We start from the raw sequence: 15127 nt of genomic DNA on the forward strand, positions 1-15127 counted from the left end.
TCCGGGAGGCTGCGGAGCAGGTCGCGAAGGCCGCTCCGTACAGCGCCCGGGTCGACTCATCGATGTACCGATGTATCGACTTGGAGCCCACTTCCGTCCCCGCCGGTGCGTGACCCCGGCCACGGATGCCGCGTTGTCTCTGCATGAGCCGGGAACCGCCCGGCCCACGCACCGAGTTCGAGGAGCCACCCGTGCCGCGCATGCTCGACGTCAGCCAGGACGTACGCGCCGAGATCGGCGACGACGAAGCCGACCGGCTGCTCGTCGGCGACGACACCCCCGGCAGCTACGACTGCACCTCCTGCCGCACCCCCGGCGACTCCGACCAGGAACGCACCAGCACGGTGCTGTTCATCGGGGACGAGACCGCCGTGCTCGCGTTCGCCCACGCGACGTGCATCCCCTCGCAGGTCGTCAAGGTCGCGGAGGACCAGCTCCAGGGCGCGGTGCGCAGCATCACCGGCAGCGAGCAGCAGAATACGGAGGGGCGCATGCCCGAACAGGCCGTCCTCGGCATCACCAGCGGTCTCGTTCTCATCGAGGACGATGTCCGCCCGGCCCTGGTCGTCGAACCGACCGGCCCGGTCGCCCGGCCCGGCACCGACGGCAGCGGGGGCGACGAGTTCCTCCAGCTGCTGCTGGAGCAGGGCTTCCGCCCGGCCCCCGACCTGAACCGGCTGCCGGAGGTGCTGCCCGGCTGGTCGGTGCTGCTCGCCGTGGGCCAGCTGCACGCCGTGCTGCAGCCGGGTTCCGGCGGTGGCAACCCGGTCGCCTGGTGGCAGGCCCACCAGCCGCTCCAGGTGACCGACGGCTGGCGGGCGGCGGTCAACAAGTCGCAGACCGTCCTCGTCTTCGCGGCACCGGCCGGCACCATCGGCCAGCAGCCGCGCGAGGATCTGCTCCGGGACGCCCTGGAGAAGGCCGCGGTCAACGGGGTCCTGGTCGCCGCCTCGATGCCGCTGGCCGGGACCTGATCATGTCCGCCCAGCTGGGGCACCCCCGCCGAACAGCGTTTTCTCCGCCGGGACCGCATCCGACGGGCGGCGAGGTCGTTGGCACCTACGTGCACTCATACGACCCCTCCCGCCAGCACCAGAGCCAGATTCCCGCCATGCGCCCCGCGCAGGAGCCATCGGTGGGCACCTCCGCCACCCCGATCTACGACGCGCTGTACTCCGAGTACCGGCGCTCGTTCCGGGCGTTGCCGGGTGACCGGAGCGGTGAGGAGAATCTCCGCTTCCCGGCCTTCGGCGCCGGGCTCTTCGCCTCCCGCGCCCCGCTGAGCGGCCACCCGTCCCCGGCCGGGCAGGGCCAGAGCCACTCCGCCGGGTCCGGCGGCCAGAGCCACCACACCGGGACCCTGGGGTCCTGGCAGCGGGTGGGCCGGCACGCCGGGCGGCCCCGGCCCGCGGCGCTTCCGCCGGGGGCCGGGGAGTCCTGAGAGCGGGTACGGGAGAGCCCCGGCACGGTCCCTTCGTACAGGCCGTGCCGGGGCTCTCCCGTGTGCGCTACTTGTTGCGGCCGCGCTTCTCGCGGACCCGGACCGAGATGTGGATCGGGGTGCCCTCGAAGCCGAACTCCTCGCGAAGGCGGCGCTCGACGAAGCGGCGGTAGCCGTGCTCCAGGAAGCCGGAGGCGAAGAGCACGAACCGGGGCGGCTTGGTGCCCGCCTGGGTGCCGAAGAGGATGCGCGGCTGCTTGCCGCCGCGGATCGGGTGCGGGTGGGAGGCGACGATCTCGCCGAGGAAGGCGTTCAGCCGGCCGGTGGGGACGCGGGTCTCCCAGCCCTCGATCGCGGTCTCGATCGCCGGGACCAGCTTCTCCATGTGGCGGCCGGTGACGGCGGAGACGTTGACACGCGGGGCCCAGGAGATCTGCGCGAGCTCCGTCTCGATCTCGCGCTCCAGGTAGTAGCGGCGCTCCTCGTCGAGGGTGTCCCACTTGTTGAAGGCGACGACGATGGCGCGTCCGGCCTCCACCGCCATGGTGATGATCCGCTGGTCCTGGACGCTGATGGACTCGCTGGAGTCGATCAGGACGACGGCGACCTCGGCCTTCTCCACGGCGGCGGCCGTACGGAGCGAGGCGTAGTAGTCCGCGCCCTCCTGGAGGTGGACGCGGCGGCGGATACCGGCCGTGTCGATGAACTTCCAGGTGATGCCGCCGAGCGTGATCAGCTCGTCGACCGGGTCACGGGTGGTGCCGGCCAGCTCGTTGACGACGACCCGGTCCTCCCCCGCGACCTTGTTCAGCAGGGAGGACTTGCCGACGTTCGGGCGGCCGATCAGCGCGATGCGGCGGGGGCCGCCGGGCGCGGTGCCGAACTTCTGGGCCGGGGCGTCCGGGAGCGCCTCCAGGACCGCGTCCAGCATGTCGCCGGTGCCGCGGCCGTGCAGCGAGGAGACCGGGTAGGGCTCGCCGAGGCCGAGCGACCACAGGGCGGTGGCGTCGGCCTCGCCGCTCTGGCCGTCGACCTTGTTGGCGCAGAGCACGACGGGCTTGCCCGCCCGGCGCAGCAGCTTGACGACGGCCTCGTCGGTGTCGGTGGCGCCGACGGTGGAGTCGACCACGAAGACGACGGCGTCGGCGGTCTCGATGGCGTACTCCGCCTGGGCGGCGACGGAGGCGTCGAGGCCCAGCACGTCCTGCTCCCAGCCGCCGGTGTCGACGACCTTGAACCGGCGGCCCGCCCACTCCGCCTCGTAGCTGACGCGGTCGCGGGTGACACCCGGCTTGTCCTGCACGACGGCCTCGCGGCGGCCGATGATCCGGTTCACCAGGGTCGACTTGCCGACATTGGGGCGGCCGACGACGGCGAGCACGGGGAGCGGGCCGTGACCGGCCTCGCCGAGGGCGCCCTCGACCTCCTCGGGGTCGAAGCCCTCCTGCGCGGCGAGCTCCATGAACTCCGCGTACTCGGCATCGCCAAGTTCTCCGTGCTCGTGGTCCGAGCCGCCGGAGTGAATCTGGTCGTTCATGAAGTCCGTTCCTCTTTGCATCATCATCGATGGACCGCGATCAGCGCGATCCACTACTCAAGTCAGGTCAAGTCTCGCCTATCGGCCGGTGAGGCGCTTGGCGCTCTCCAGGTGGGCGGTGAGCTTCGCCTGGATGCGCAGCGTCGCCTCGTCCAGCGCCTTGCGGGTACGCCGCCCGTCACCGGCGCTCGCGTCGAACGCGTCACCGAAGACGACGTCGACCCGGCTGCGCAGCGGGGGCAGCCCCCGTATCAACCGTCCTCGGCGCTCGGTGCTTCCCAGGACGGCGACGGGGACGATCGGCGCCCCGCCGCGCACCGCGAAGTACGCGAGTCCGGCCCGCAGCGAGGCGAAGTCGCCCTCGCCCCGGGTGCCCTCCGGGAAGATCCCGAGCGCCCCGCCGTCGGCCAGGACGCCCAGCGCGTGGCCGATGGCGGTGCGGTCGACGGTCGTACGGTCCACCTCGATCTGGCCGATCCCGTGCAGGAACGGGTCGAGGGGGCCGACGAACGCCTCCTTCTTGATCAGGAAGTGCACCGGCCGGGGCGCGGTCCCCATCAGCATCGGTCCGTCGATGTTGTGGGAGTGGTTCACCGCGAGGATGACGGGTCCGGCGGCGGGCACGCGCCACGCGCCGAGCACGCGCGGCTTCCACAGCCCGTACATCAGGCCGATGCCGATCCGCCGCCCGACGGCTGCTCCGCGCAGTGTGGGCGCCCCCGTGGCGTCGCTCACGCGGCGGTCCGCTTCTCCTCGACGAGGGTGACGACGCACTCGATGACCTGCTGGAGGGTCAGCTCGGTGGTGTCCACCTCGACGGCGTCGTCCGCCTTGGCGAGCGGTGAGGTCTTGCGGCCGGAGTCGGCGGCGTCCCGCTTGATCAGGGCCTCGCGGGTGGCGGCGAGGTCGGAGCCCTTGACCTCACCGCTGCGGCGGGCGGCGCGGGCCTCCGGGGAGGCGGTGAGGAAGATCTTCAGGTCGGCGTCGGGCAGCACGGTGGTGCCGATGTCCCGGCCCTCGACGACGATGCCGCCCCGGGCGCCTGCGGCGATGGTGCGCTGGAGCTCGGTGATGATCGTGCGCACCTCGGGGACCGCGCTGACCGCGCTGACCTGGGAGGTGACCTCCTGGGTGCGGATCGGGCCGGAGGCGTCCTCGCCGTCGACGGTGATCGTCGGGCCGGTCGGGTCGGTGCCGGAGACGATGACGGGCTTGGCGGCGGCGGTGGCGATCTCGGCGGGGCTGGTGACGTCGATGCCGTTGTTCAGCATCCACCAGGTGATGGCCCGGTACTGCGCGCCCGTGTCCAGGTAGCTCAGGCCGAGCTTGGCGGCGACGGCCTTCGAGGTGCTCGACTTGCCGGTGCCGGAGGGCCCGTCGATGGCGACGATCACTGCGGAGCTTGCGGTTTCCACGGCGGTGGACACCTTCCTGGTACACGGGGTGGGGACGGACGGGCCACGGGAGGCCCCGTACCAGGTTACCGAGTGCCGGGCGCGCCCTTGTACCCCGTACGGGGGAGGCGCCGTCCCCGTCACGGGGGTGGCGCCGTCGCCGTACGGGGGTGGCGCCGGGCGGGGTCCGGCTCCTCCGCGCCGGTCCGGGCCGAGGGCTTCCCCGCCGGTCCCGGCCGAGGGCCTCCCCCACCGGTCCGGGCCGAAGGCTCCTCCGCGTCGGTCTCCCCCCGCTGCCTCAGCTGCGGACCGACCAGCCGCGCTCGGTCAGGGCCGCCGCGAGCACGGGGGCCGCGCTCGGCTCCACCATGATCTGGACCAGGCCCGCCTGCTGCCCGGTGGCGTGCTCGATGCGGACGTCCTCGATGTTGACCCCGGCCCGGCCCGCGTCGGCGAAGATCGCGGCGAGCTCGCCCGGCCGGTCGCCGATGAGGACGGCCACGGTCTCGTACGCGGCGGGGGCGGCGCCGTGCTTGCCGGGGACCCGGACGCGGCCCGCGTTGCCCCGGCGCAGGACGTCCTCGATGGCGTCGGTGCCCGCGCGCCGCTTCTCCTCGTCGGCGGAGTGCAGGCCGCGCAGCGCGGTGACGGTCTCCGCCAGGTCGGCGGCGACCCCGGCGAGCACGTCGGCGACCGGCCCGGGGTTGGCGGAGAGGATCTCCACCCACATCCGGGGGTCGGAGGCGGCGATCCGGGTGACATCGCGGATGCCCTGGCCGCAGAGGCGTACGGCGGTCTCGTCGGCCTCCTCCAGCCGCGCGGCGACCATGGAGGAGATCAGCTGCGGGGTGTGCGAGACGAGGGCGACGGCCCGGTCGTGGGCGTCGGCGTCCATCACCACGGGGACGGCCCGGCAGAGCGCGACCAGCTCCAGGGCGAGGTTGAGGACCTCGGTGTCGGTGTCCCGGGTCGGGGTGAGGACCCAGGGGCGCCCCTCGAAGAGGTCGGCGGTGGCAGCCAGCGGCCCCGAGCGCTCCTTGCCCGCCATCGGGTGCGTACCGATGTACGGGGCGAGGTCGAGGCCGAGCGCCTCCAGCTCACGGCGCGGGCCGCCCTTGACGCTCGCCACGTCCAGGTAGCCCCGGGCCGCCCCGGCGCGCATGGCGGTGGCCAGGACGGTGGCGGTGTGGGCGGGCGGTACGGCGATGACGGCGAGGTCGACCGGACCGGCCGGGGGCTCGTCGGTCCCGGCGCCGAGCGCGGCGGCGGTACGGGCCGACTCGGGGTCGTGGTCGACGAGGTGGACGTGGACGGAGCGGCCGGACAGCGCGAGGGCGGCGGAGGTGCCGACAAGGCCGGTTCCGATGACGAGGGCGGTTCTCACTGGGCGATGTCCTTGCGCAGGGCGGCGGTCGCGCCGAGGTAGACGTGGCTGATCTCCGCGCGCGGGAGGTAGGTCTCGACATGGGCGAGGAGGCGGACGATGCGGGGCATGGCCCCCTCGATGTCCAGCTCCTGGGCGCAGATCAGCGGTACGTCGACGATCCCGAGGCCGCGCGCGGCGGCGGCCGGGAAGTCGCTGTGCAGATCCGGGGTGGCGGTGAACCAGATGCTGATCAGATCGTCGGCGACCAGCCCGTTGCGCTCCAGGACGGCCGTGAGCAGCTCACCGACCCGCTCGTCCATGTGCCCGGCCTCGTCCCGCTCCAGCTGGACGGCTCCCCGGACCGCTCGTACCGCCACGTCGTACTCCTCGCTCGTTCCGCTTCCGCACTGCTCCTGCCCTGATCACCCTAGAGGGGCGGCAGCCGATGCGGCCGCCACGCTCCCCAGGTGAGACGCGGTGGGGCGAGGTGCGCCGGTCGGCCTTCCGGGGCGTTTTCGCGGTCGGCGGCACGGGAAATCGTCCCCGGCCCGCCCGGTTGCTTCACCTCCGCGCTCCCCGGCGCCACCATGGCGAGCACGCTTCCCCCACACCCATCCGACAACTGGAGAGCCCATGAGCACACGGCGAAGGACGGTCCTGGCGGCAGGCGCGGCAGGGGCCGCCGCCCTGGTGACCGGCTGCGGATCGGACGGCGACGGGGGTGGCGGCGGGGAGACGGCCGCGACCTCGCCGGACGCCTCCCCCGGCGGCGGGGAGCGGCTCGCCGCGACCGGTGACATCCCGGTCGGCGGCGGCACGGTCTTCAAGGAGCGGAAGGTGGTGGTGACCCAGCCGGAGGAGGGCGAGTTCAAGGCGTTCTCCGCCGTCTGCACCCATGCGCAGTGCCTCGTCTCCACGGTCAGCGACGGCACCATCAACTGCCCCTGCCACGGCTCCAAGTTCTCCATCAGGGACGCGGCGGTCGAGACGGGTCCGGCGACCCGCCCGCTGCCGGCCGAGCGGATCACGGTCACGGACGGGGCGATCCGGCTGGGCTGAGGCGGCCCCGAATCCCCGAGGCGCCGCGGCCTCCGTCCACGTACGCTCTCGGCCATGATCACCCCCGCCGACGCGGCTCTCGTACGCGACCACACGGTCTACTCCTGTGTGATGGGTTCGCGCGCGTTCGGGCTGGCGACGGAGGACAGCGACACCGACCGGCGGGGCGTGTTCGTCGCGCCCACCACGCTGTTCTGGGGCTTCACCAAGCCCCCGGCGCATATCGAGGGCCCGGCCCCCGAGCAGTTCTCCTGGGAGCTGGAGCGCTTCTGCGAGCTGGCGCTGCGGGCCAATCCGAACGCGCTGGAGTGCCTGCACTCCCCACTGGTGGAGTACGCGGACGCCACCGGCCGGGAACTGGTGGCCCTGCGCGGGGCGTTCCTCTCCCGTCAGGCGCACACCACGTTCGTCCGCTACGCGCTGGGCCAGCGGAAGAAGCTGGAGGCGGACGTACGGCAGTACGGCGAGCCGCGCTGGAAGCACGCGATGCACCTGCTGCGGCTGCTGACGAGCTGCCGGGACCTGCTGCGCACCGGGGAGCTGCGCATCGGGGTGGGCGACGCGCGCGAGGAGCTGCTGGCGGTGAAGCGCAGCGAGGTGCCGTGGCCGGAGGTGGAGCGCCGGGTGAACCGCCTGGCCGAGGAGAGCGACGCGGCGGCGGAGGGCTCGCCGCTGCCGCCCGGGCCGGACCGGGCGGCGGTGGAGGACTTTCTCGTACGGGTGAGGAGGGCGTCGGCCCGCTGAGGGCTTCCCGGGGGCTTCCGGGGGCCTGGCGGGCGGGGTGGGGACCCGGAAGCCCCGAAGGGCCTCAGGCCGTCAGGGCATCAGCCCGGCAGCCTCCAAGGGCCTCAGGGCCTCAGCCTCGCCCGTACGACCAGGTCGTGCAGGGCGTCGAAAGCCGTCGCGGTCTCCGGCAGCCGGGAGCGCTCCTGTGCCTCGTCCAGGACGCGGTGCAGCGCCTCGATGTCCCGGGTCACCGTCTCCCCGTCCGCCTCCGTGGCCGCCGCGTGTTCGGCCTCCGCCTTCGCCTCGATCAGGCCGGGCAGATACGCGGGGGCGTCAACCTCGTCGAGCAGGGCGGGCAGATGGGCCAGCACCTCCCCGCTGCGCATCAGGTGGATGCCGGTGAGCAGGGCCCGGAAGGTGTAGAGCAGCGGCTTCAGCTCGCCGGTCTTCCCGTACAGCCGCCACTGGGTCCCGGCGAAGCCCCGGTAGTGGTGGGCGTGGTGGCGGGTCAGCACGCCGGGGACGAGGGCCGCCAGTTCGGTGTGGAGGGCGCTCGTGTGGACCACCAGCGGGGAGAGCAGCTGCTCCAGGACATAGCCGTTGGGCCGGAGCATCAGCCGGACGAACTTGCGCAGGTCGTGGGTGACGAGGTCCAGTTCGACCCCGTCCCGCTCCCACATCCGGGTCCGGGTCTCCTCCGGCTCGCGCAGCCCCACCAGCGCCTCGGCCGGCAGGACGTGGACCCCCCGCAGGTCCACGTCCGAATCCCGGGAGGGGAAGCCGTAGAGGTGGGCGCCGGAGACCGTGGCGAAGACCAGCGGGCCCGGGGCGTCGGCGGGGTCGGGGCGCAGGTCGACGACCGGGAGGCCGGCCCGCGCCAGGGTCAGAGGAGTGGGGCTCATCGCTCAAGCATCCCAGAGCGCCGCCAGGGAGAGCAGGTCGCTCCGGTACTCGATCCGCTCCGACCACTCCTGGGGCCAGGCCCCCGCGCCCAGGTGGGCCCCGGCGAAGGCGCCCGCCAGGCAGGCGATCGAGTCGGAGTCGCCCCGGGTGCAGGCGGCCCGGCGCAGGGCGGTGAGCGGGTCCTCCGGGAAGAGCAGGAAGCAGTGCAGGGCGGTGGCGAGGGCCTCCTCGGCGATCCAGCCGTCGCCGGTCCGCTCGCACGGGTCCGTCTCCGGTGACGGGTCGCGCAGGGCCTCCTGGAGGGCGGCGAGCGCGCTCTGGCACTCGTCCCAGCCCCGGCTGATGAACGCCTCGGGCGAGGGGTCCCCGGCGTAGTGCCACAGGTCGCCGAGCCAGCGGGTGTGGTAGCGGCCGCTGTTCTCGTACGCGTAGCTGCGCAACTGGCCGACCAGGCCCAGTGGTTCGGCGCCCTGGGCGAGCAGGAGGACCGCGCGGGCGGTGAGGTCGGAGGCGGCGAGCGCGGTGGGGTGGCCGTGGGTCAGGGCGGCCTGGAGCTGGGCTGCTCCGGCGCGCTGCTCGGCGCTGAGCCCGGGGACCAGGCCGATGGGCGCGACCCGCATGTTGGCGCCGCAGCCCTTGGAGTGCGTCTGGCTCGCCTCCTGCCAGACGCGGGTGGTCTCGAGGAGGCGGCAGGCGGTGAGGCAGGTGTTTCCGGGGGCCCGGTTGTTGTCCGGCGCGTGGTACCAGGCGATGAACTCCCCGCGTACCGGGTCCACCATGCGCTCCGGGGTGAGCAGTCCGCTGTCCATGGCGGTGCGGATGCCCCGGCCCAGCGCGATCGTCATCTGGGTGTCGTCGGTGACGAACGCGGGGGTCGGCAGCTCCATTCCCCGCCAGGGGCCGCACTTGGCGAGGATCGAGGGCACGTCGTTGAACTCGGTGGGGAAGCCCAGCGCGTCACCGAGCGCGAGCCCGGTCAGCGAGCCGGTGGCCGCCTGCTTGGTCAGCCTTCGGGTGGTGAGGGCCATGGTGTGCGTCCTTCCGGGCGGGAGAGGGGTGCGTCGGTGGGCTGCGGGCGCAGCAGGGGTGGGTGGAGGGCCGTGGCGCCGCCCGCCCGGTGGAGGGCCGCCGGTTTGCCCCGGCCGCCCGTGCGGCGCGGCGGGCCGTCGACCGGTTCGACGAAGCCCGGCGCGCTCAGGACCTTGCGCCGGAAGTTGGGGCGGTCCAGCTCGACGCCCCACACCGTCTCGTAGACCTGCTGGAGCTCGCCGAGCGTGAACTCGGGCGGGCAGAACTCCGTGGCCAGGCAGGTGTATTCGAGCTTGGCGCCAATCCGGTCGCGGGCGTCGGTGAGGATGCGGTCGTGGTCGAAGGCGAGCGGGCCGGTGACGCCCGCGTCCCACCACTTCGCGCTCGCCGCGTCGCCGCCGCCGCGCGGTTCGGGCAGGTCCGGCAGGAGGGCGGCGTACGCGACGGAGACGACCCGCATCCTCGGGTCGCGGTCCGGCTCGGTGTAGGTGCGCAGCTGCTCCAGGTGGAGGGAGTCCACGGCGTCCGGGCCGAGGCCGGTCTCCTCGGCCAGTTCGCGGCGGGCGGCCTCGTCGGCGGACTCGCGGGGCAGGACGAAGCCTCCCGGCAGCGCCCAGCCGCCCCGGAACGGCTCCTGGCCGCGCTCCACCAGCAGCACGTGGAGCGCCGCGTCCCGGACGGTGAAGACGGCGAGGTCGACGGTGACCGCGAACGGCGGGAAGGCGTGCGGGTCGTACCCCTCGGGTACGCCGGTGCTCATCGCTTCTCCGGGAGCGGCGCGGCGAAGTCCCAGCCGGTGGCGAGGAGTTCGTCCACGGCGGCGACGGCCTGCGCGAGCCGGGCCTCGGGCGGGCCGGTGATCTCGATGAACCGCCTTCCCGTACGGGTGAGTTCGGCGCGGAAGCGGTCGGTCATCCAGGGCCGCAGCTCCTCGCCGTCGCGCAGCCCGTCGTCCTCGAAGGCGACGCCCTCATGGTCGGTGAGGAGCCAGAGGTGGTGCCCGACCCGGTCCGCGATCTCCTCTACGAGGGGGTTGCGCCCGCCGACGTACCGCTCGTGCCAGACGGTGGTGGCGAAGGAGTCCGTGTCGCAGAAGAGGACCGGGGAGCCGGTGCGGGCGGCGGCCTCCTCGCGCCCGTTCTGGGCCTCGGCGATGACGGGGAAGTCACCGGTGGTGAAGGTGACGTCCTCCCAGGCGGCTCCGGGCCACCGTTCGCGCAGCTCGGCGAGTTTGCGTTCGCTGTACTCGCGCCCGTACTCCGCGACGTACGCCGTGTGCGCCCAGACCCCGCCCCGGGCCCGGTAGTGGTCGGTGAGGGCCCGCGCGAGGGTGGTGGTGCCGGTGGACTCGGCGCCGAGGACGACGACCCGGCGGGCGAGGGCGGCCCGTACGGGCGCGCGGAGGAAGTCCCAGCAGCCGACCGGGTCCTTGCGCACGGCGGTGCCGGAGACCGGGAAAAGGGTGCGGTCGGGGTCGACGAGGACGGACGCGGCGCCGAAGCGGCGGCCGAGCTCCTCCCCGTACGCCTCCGAGGTGAAGACCGCGTCGACCCGCTCGGGTACGGCGGCGGTGAAGACGGCCATGTGCGCGTCCCAGACCGCCAGGTCGTGCACGTCCATGTGCGTGTCGTCCACCGCGCCCACCACCGTGACGTCCGGGTGGACCTCGCGCATCCAGGCCACCCGGTCCGCGAGCGGAACGGACTCCACGGAGGCGGCGCAGACCAGCACGGTCAGCCGTTCGCAGCGGTCCCGGGCGGTCTCGACGAGGTGGTGGTGGCCCGCGTGCGGCGGGTAGAACTTGCCGAGGACCAGTCCGTGTCCGTAACGCTTCATGCGGCGGCCACCTCCAGCGGGCGGGCGGTGCGGGCGGTCAGGTCGCGGCGCCAGCTGCGCAGGCCCACGACGCAGAGGACGAGGAAGCCCGCGTACAGCAGCGAGGTCAGATACAGCCCCTTGTGCGCGTAGAGCGGGATGTAGACCAGGTCGGCGGCGATCCACAGCCACCAGGACTCCAGCCGCTTCCGGCACTGCCCGTACGTCGCCATCAGCGAGAGCGAGGTCGTCAGCGCGTCCCAGAACGGGACGGTGGAGTCGGTGGCCCGGGAGAGCAGCAGGGTGATCCCCAGGGTCCCCACCGCCCCCGCCGCGAGCAGCCAGGTCCATTCGGTGCGGGTCGTTCTGCGCACCGGCAGGACGGAGGTCCCTGGTCCACCCCCGTGGGTCCAGGTCCACCAGCCGTACGCGGCGAGGGTGATGAAGACGATCTGGAGGCCAGCGTCGGCGTACAGCCCAGCCTGGGCGAACAGCAGGATGAAGAAGACGTTGTTGGCGATGCCGATCGGCCAGTTGGCGATGTGCTGGCGGGCCACCAGCCAGACGCAGAGCGCCCCGCTGCCGAATCCCAGCACCTCGGTCCAGCTGACCGGGGTGTCCAGGACCGTCACCAGGGGCTGTTGCAGGGGATCGAGTATGTCCGCGAGGCTCACGGGCCCCCCTCCTTCTTAATAGTCACTCTGACTATAAAGGGTGAGCGGGGGCGGCAAAAGGCCCGCGGCCGGTTCTGTTCGAACTTTCGAACAGAACCGGCCGCGGGCCTTGGAGAAGAGCGCTGCTAGAGACCGACCTCGCGCATCAGCATGCCGACCTCGGTGTTGGTCAGGCGGCGCAGCCAGCCGGACTTCTGGTCGCCCAGCGGGATCGGCCCGAAGGACGTCCGCACGAGCCGCTCGACCGGGAAGCCCGCCTCGGCCAGCATCCGGCGCACGATGTGCTTGCGGCCCTCGTGGAGGGTGACCTCGACCAGGTAGTTCTTGCCGGTGTTCTCGACGACCCGGAAGTGATCGGCGCGGGCGTACCCGTCCTCCAGCTGGATGCCGTCCTTGAGCCGCTTGCCGAGGTCGCGCGGCAGGGGGCCCTGGATGGCGGCCAGGTACGTCTTCTTCACGCCGTACTTCGGGTGCGTGAGGCGGTGGGCCAGCTCACCGTGGTTGGTGAGCATGATGATGCCCTCCGTCTCGGTGTCCAGCCGGCCGACGTGGAACAGCCGCGTCTCGCGGTTGGTCACGTAGTCGCCGAGGCACTGACGGCCGTCCGGGTCCTCCATCGAGGAGACGACGCCCGCGGGCTTGTTCAGCGCGAAAAAGAGGTACGACTGCGCCGCGACGGTCAGGCCGTCGACCTTGATCTCGTCCTTGTGGACGTCGACGCGCATGCCCTGCTCGACGACGATCTCGCCGTTGACCTCGACGCGGGCCTGCTCGATCAGCTCCTCGCACGCGCGGCGCGAGCCCATCCCGGCGCGGGCGAGGACCTTCTGCAGCCGCTCGCCCTCCTGCTCGGCGCCCGGGTGGGTCTTGGGGAGCTTGATGTCGGGCTTGTTGGCGTACCGGTCGCGGTTGCGCTGCTCGATCTTGGCGTCCAGCTCACGGGGGCGCGAAGGGGCGCCGCGACGGGGGCCACCGCTGCGCCCGGAGCCGCCCTGTGCGGCCTTCGGGCCGCCCTTGGCGCCGCCGCGCGCCGCCGCGCCACGGCCCTTGCGGGGGCCGTCCTGGCCGTCCCGGCCGCCGGGGGCGTCGTTGCCCACGTCGTAGCGGCGCTCCTCGGGGCGGGGACGGCGGGGGCGCTGCTCCTGCTCGTCCCGGCCGCCGCCCTGGAATCCGCGTCCGCCGCCCTGGGAGCTACGGCCGCCGCCCTGGGAGCCCGGACGCCCGCCCTGGCCGGAGGGGCGTCCGCCCTGACCGCCGGGACGGCCGCCCTGGCCGCCGCGTCCGCCCTGGGCCCCGCGTCCGCCGCCGCCCTGGCCGCCGGGGCGTCCGCCCTGACCGCCGCCGCTCCGGGGGTTCCGGCCGCTGCCGCCGCTGCCGCTTCCGCTGTTCCTGCCACTGCTTCGCATCAAAATTCCGTCTTGTCGTCTGCGTGAGTATCCGGGGTGTCCGGTGCGTCCGGATCGAACGACGGCACACCCTCTAGCGTCTCAGCCTCGATCGCGTCCGCCTCGGGGAGGAAGGGCGCGAGCTCCGGGAGCTCGTCCAGGCCGCGCAGGCCCATGCGCTCCAGAAAGTAGTTCGTCGTCCTGTACAGGATCGCACCTGTTTCGGGTTCCGCGCCCGCCTCGGCCACCAGACCCCTCTGGAGGAGGGTCCGCATGACGCCGTCGCAGTTCACCCCGCGCACCGCCGAGACCCTCGACCGGCTCACCGGCTGCCGGTAGGCGACCACCGCCAGGGTCTCCAGCGCGGCCTGGGTCAGCCGGGCGTGCTGGCCGTCCAGGACGAAGCCCTCGACGGCCGCCGCGTACTCGGGGCGGGTGTAGAACCGCCAGCCGCCCGCCACCAGCCGCAGGTCGAAGCCCCGGCGCTGCACGGTGTACTCGTCGGCCAGCTCCCGCAGCGCGTCCGCCACGGCCCGCCGGGGCCGCTGGAGCACCTTGGCCAGCTGGTCGACGGTGGCGGGCTCGTCGACGACCATGAGGACCGCCTCCAGGGCGGGCTTGAGGTCGAGGGAGGCGACCGTGCCCGTGTCGTCCCCCCGCGTGGGCTGCTCGCTCATTCCCGTACGTCCTCCTCTTCCGGGGTCCCGTTCAGCTCCTGGTCGAACTCGTCCGTCACCACCGGCTCCGCGTCCTCCCCGCCGGACCAGGTCACCAGCAGATCGCCCAGCGCCTCGTCCTGGTCCAGGGTGACGGCCTTCTCCCGGTAGAGCTCCAGCAGGGCCAGGAAGCGGGCGACCACGGTGAGGGTGTCCGGGGCGTCCTCGGTGAGCGTCCGGAAGCTCACCGCCGCCCCGGCCGCGCGCAGCCGCTCCACCACGAGGCCCGCCTGCTCCCGCACGCTGACCAGGGGGGCGTGGATGTGGTCCACGTACACCTGGGGCCTGGGCTTCGGCTGCATCGCCTTGACGGCCAGCTTCGCGAACCCCTCGGGCCCGATGCTGATGACCACCTCGGGCAGCAGCTCCGCGTGGTGGTCCTCCAGTCCGACGGTACGGGGGTGGCGGCGGGCCTCCGCCTCCAGCCGGCCACTGAAGATGTCGGCGATCTGCTTGTACGCGCGGTACTGGAGCAGCCGGGCGAAGAGCAGGTCCCGCGCCTCCAGCAGCGCCAGGTCCGCCTCGTCCTCCACCTCGGCGGCGGGCAGCAGCCGGGCGGCCTTGAGGTCGAGCAGGGTGGCGGCGACGACCAGGAACTCGGTGGTCTGGTCGAGGTCCCAGTCGGGGCCCATGGCGCGGATGTACGCCATGAACTCGTCGGTGACCTTGGAGAGCGCGACCTCGGTGACGTCCAGCTTGTGCTTGGAGATCAGCTGGAGAAGGAGGTCGAAGGGGCCCTCGAAGTTCACCAGCCGGACGGTGAACCGCTTGTCGTCACCTTCGGGCTCCGGTACGGGGACGGGCTCGGGGTCCCGCTCGGCCTCCGCTTCCGGTACGGGAACGGCCTCGGGCTCCGCGTCAGGCTCCCGTACGGCCTCCGGCTCGGCTGCCGGTAGGCGGTCCGCCTCCGGCTCCCGTACGGGCTCCGTGTCAGCGACGGGAGCGGCCTCCGGTACGGGAACGGTTTCCGGCCCCCGTACCGGCTCCGGAGCCGTCCCCGGCCCCCGCCCCAGGGCACGGCGGCGCGGGGTGGCGGGGTCGGCGGGCGTCGGCATGGTGGTCCAGGGGTGGTGCGGGGGCGC

17 protein-coding genes are annotated in these 15127 nt (G+C 73.3%); 4 read left to right on the top strand and 13 right to left on the bottom strand.

Annotated elements, in window-relative coordinates; all coding sequences use genetic code 11:
- Positions 1–191 precede the first annotated feature (191 nt).
- On the top strand, positions 192–974 hold the full coding sequence (locus B7C62_05535) for a hypothetical protein (protein ARF71776.1): 783 nt from the start codon (positions 192–194) through the stop codon (positions 972–974).
- A 137-nt stretch (positions 975–1111) separates the two neighbouring features.
- Positions 1112–1441, top strand: coding sequence for a hypothetical protein (locus B7C62_05540; protein ARF71777.1), 330 nt, complete (start codon positions 1112–1114; stop codon positions 1439–1441).
- Positions 1442–1508: 67 nt separating this feature from the next.
- On the opposite strand, the gene B7C62_05545 is transcribed toward B7C62_05540, so the two are convergent.
- The 5 genes from B7C62_05545 to B7C62_05565 form a co-directional block, all read right to left on the bottom strand.
- A complete protein-coding gene (locus tag B7C62_05545) occupies positions 1509–2978 on the bottom strand; it encodes a ribosome biogenesis GTPase Der (GenBank protein ARF71778.1) in 1470 nt (489 codons plus the stop codon).
- A gap of 78 nt (positions 2979–3056) precedes the next feature.
- Entirely contained in the window at positions 3057–3713 is a 657-nt protein-coding gene (locus tag B7C62_05550) for a 1-acyl-sn-glycerol-3-phosphate acyltransferase (protein ID ARF71779.1), read from the bottom strand.
- Complete coding sequence (locus tag B7C62_05555; GenBank protein ARF71780.1) at positions 3710–4405, bottom strand: cytidylate kinase; 696 nt, start codon at positions 4403–4405, stop codon at positions 3710–3712. Before B7C62_05555 ends, B7C62_05550 begins: the two co-directional genes overlap by 4 nt.
- A 265-nt stretch (positions 4406–4670) precedes the next feature.
- Positions 4671–5756, bottom strand: coding sequence for a prephenate dehydrogenase (locus B7C62_05560; GenBank protein ARF71781.1), 1086 nt, complete (start codon positions 5754–5756; stop codon positions 4671–4673).
- Positions 5753–6115, bottom strand: a complete 363-nt coding sequence (locus tag B7C62_05565; protein ID ARF71782.1) for a chorismate mutase — start codon at positions 6113–6115, stop codon at positions 5753–5755. The genes B7C62_05560 and B7C62_05565 overlap by 4 nt, the downstream gene beginning before the upstream one ends.
- Before the next feature lie 256 nt (positions 6116–6371).
- Here B7C62_05565 and B7C62_05570 point away from each other — a divergent pair, with 256 nt between their 5' ends.
- Together B7C62_05570 and B7C62_05575 are read left to right on the top strand one after the other, a co-directional pair.
- A complete protein-coding gene (locus B7C62_05570) occupies positions 6372–6797 on the top strand; it encodes an iron sulfur protein (GenBank protein ARF71783.1) in 426 nt (141 codons plus the stop codon).
- 54 nt (positions 6798–6851) lie between these two features.
- Positions 6852–7541, top strand: a complete 690-nt coding sequence (locus tag B7C62_05575) for a nucleotidyltransferase (protein ARF71784.1) — start codon at positions 6852–6854, stop codon at positions 7539–7541.
- Between the two features lie 104 nt (positions 7542–7645).
- Here the strand turns inward: B7C62_05575 and B7C62_05580 are convergent, their stop codons facing one another.
- The 8 genes from B7C62_05580 to B7C62_05615 all read right to left on the bottom strand — a co-directional run bounded on the left by B7C62_05580 (position 7646) and on the right by B7C62_05615 (position 15100).
- A complete protein-coding gene (locus B7C62_05580) occupies positions 7646–8425 on the bottom strand; it encodes a nucleotidyltransferase (protein ARF71785.1) in 780 nt (259 codons plus the stop codon).
- A 3-nt stretch (positions 8426–8428) separates the two neighbouring features.
- A complete protein-coding gene (locus B7C62_05585; protein ID ARF71786.1) occupies positions 8429–9454 on the bottom strand; it encodes a hypothetical protein in 1026 nt (341 codons plus the stop codon).
- Entirely contained in the window at positions 9430–10215 is a 786-nt protein-coding gene (locus B7C62_05590; GenBank protein ARF71787.1) for an NUDIX hydrolase, read from the bottom strand. The genes B7C62_05585 and B7C62_05590 overlap by 25 nt, the downstream gene beginning before the upstream one ends.
- On the bottom strand, positions 10212–11291 hold the full coding sequence (locus B7C62_05595) for a transcriptional regulator (GenBank protein ARF71788.1): 1080 nt from the start codon (positions 11289–11291) through the stop codon (positions 10212–10214). The genes B7C62_05590 and B7C62_05595 overlap by 4 nt, the downstream gene beginning before the upstream one ends.
- Positions 11288–11944, bottom strand: coding sequence for a nicotinamide mononucleotide transporter (locus tag B7C62_05600; protein ARF71789.1), 657 nt, complete (start codon positions 11942–11944; stop codon positions 11288–11290). The genes B7C62_05595 and B7C62_05600 overlap by 4 nt, the downstream gene beginning before the upstream one ends.
- Before the next feature lie 125 nt (positions 11945–12069).
- On the bottom strand, positions 12070–13350 hold the full coding sequence (locus B7C62_05605; GenBank protein ARF71790.1) for a pseudouridine synthase: 1281 nt from the start codon (positions 13348–13350) through the stop codon (positions 12070–12072).
- Positions 13350–14006, bottom strand: a complete 657-nt coding sequence (locus B7C62_05610) for an SMC-Scp complex subunit ScpB (protein ID ARF71791.1) — start codon at positions 14004–14006, stop codon at positions 13350–13352. The genes B7C62_05605 and B7C62_05610 overlap by 1 nt, the downstream gene beginning before the upstream one ends.
- Positions 14003–15100, bottom strand: coding sequence for a segregation/condensation protein A (locus tag B7C62_05615; GenBank protein ID ARF77007.1), 1098 nt, complete (start codon positions 15098–15100; stop codon positions 14003–14005). Before B7C62_05615 ends, B7C62_05610 begins: the two co-directional genes overlap by 4 nt.
- Positions 15101–15127: the final 27 nt, after the last annotated feature.

The organism is Kitasatospora albolonga (assembly GCA_002082585.1).
In the GTDB taxonomy this organism is placed as follows: Bacteria; Actinomycetota; Actinomycetes; order Streptomycetales; family Streptomycetaceae; genus Streptomyces; species Streptomyces stephensoniae.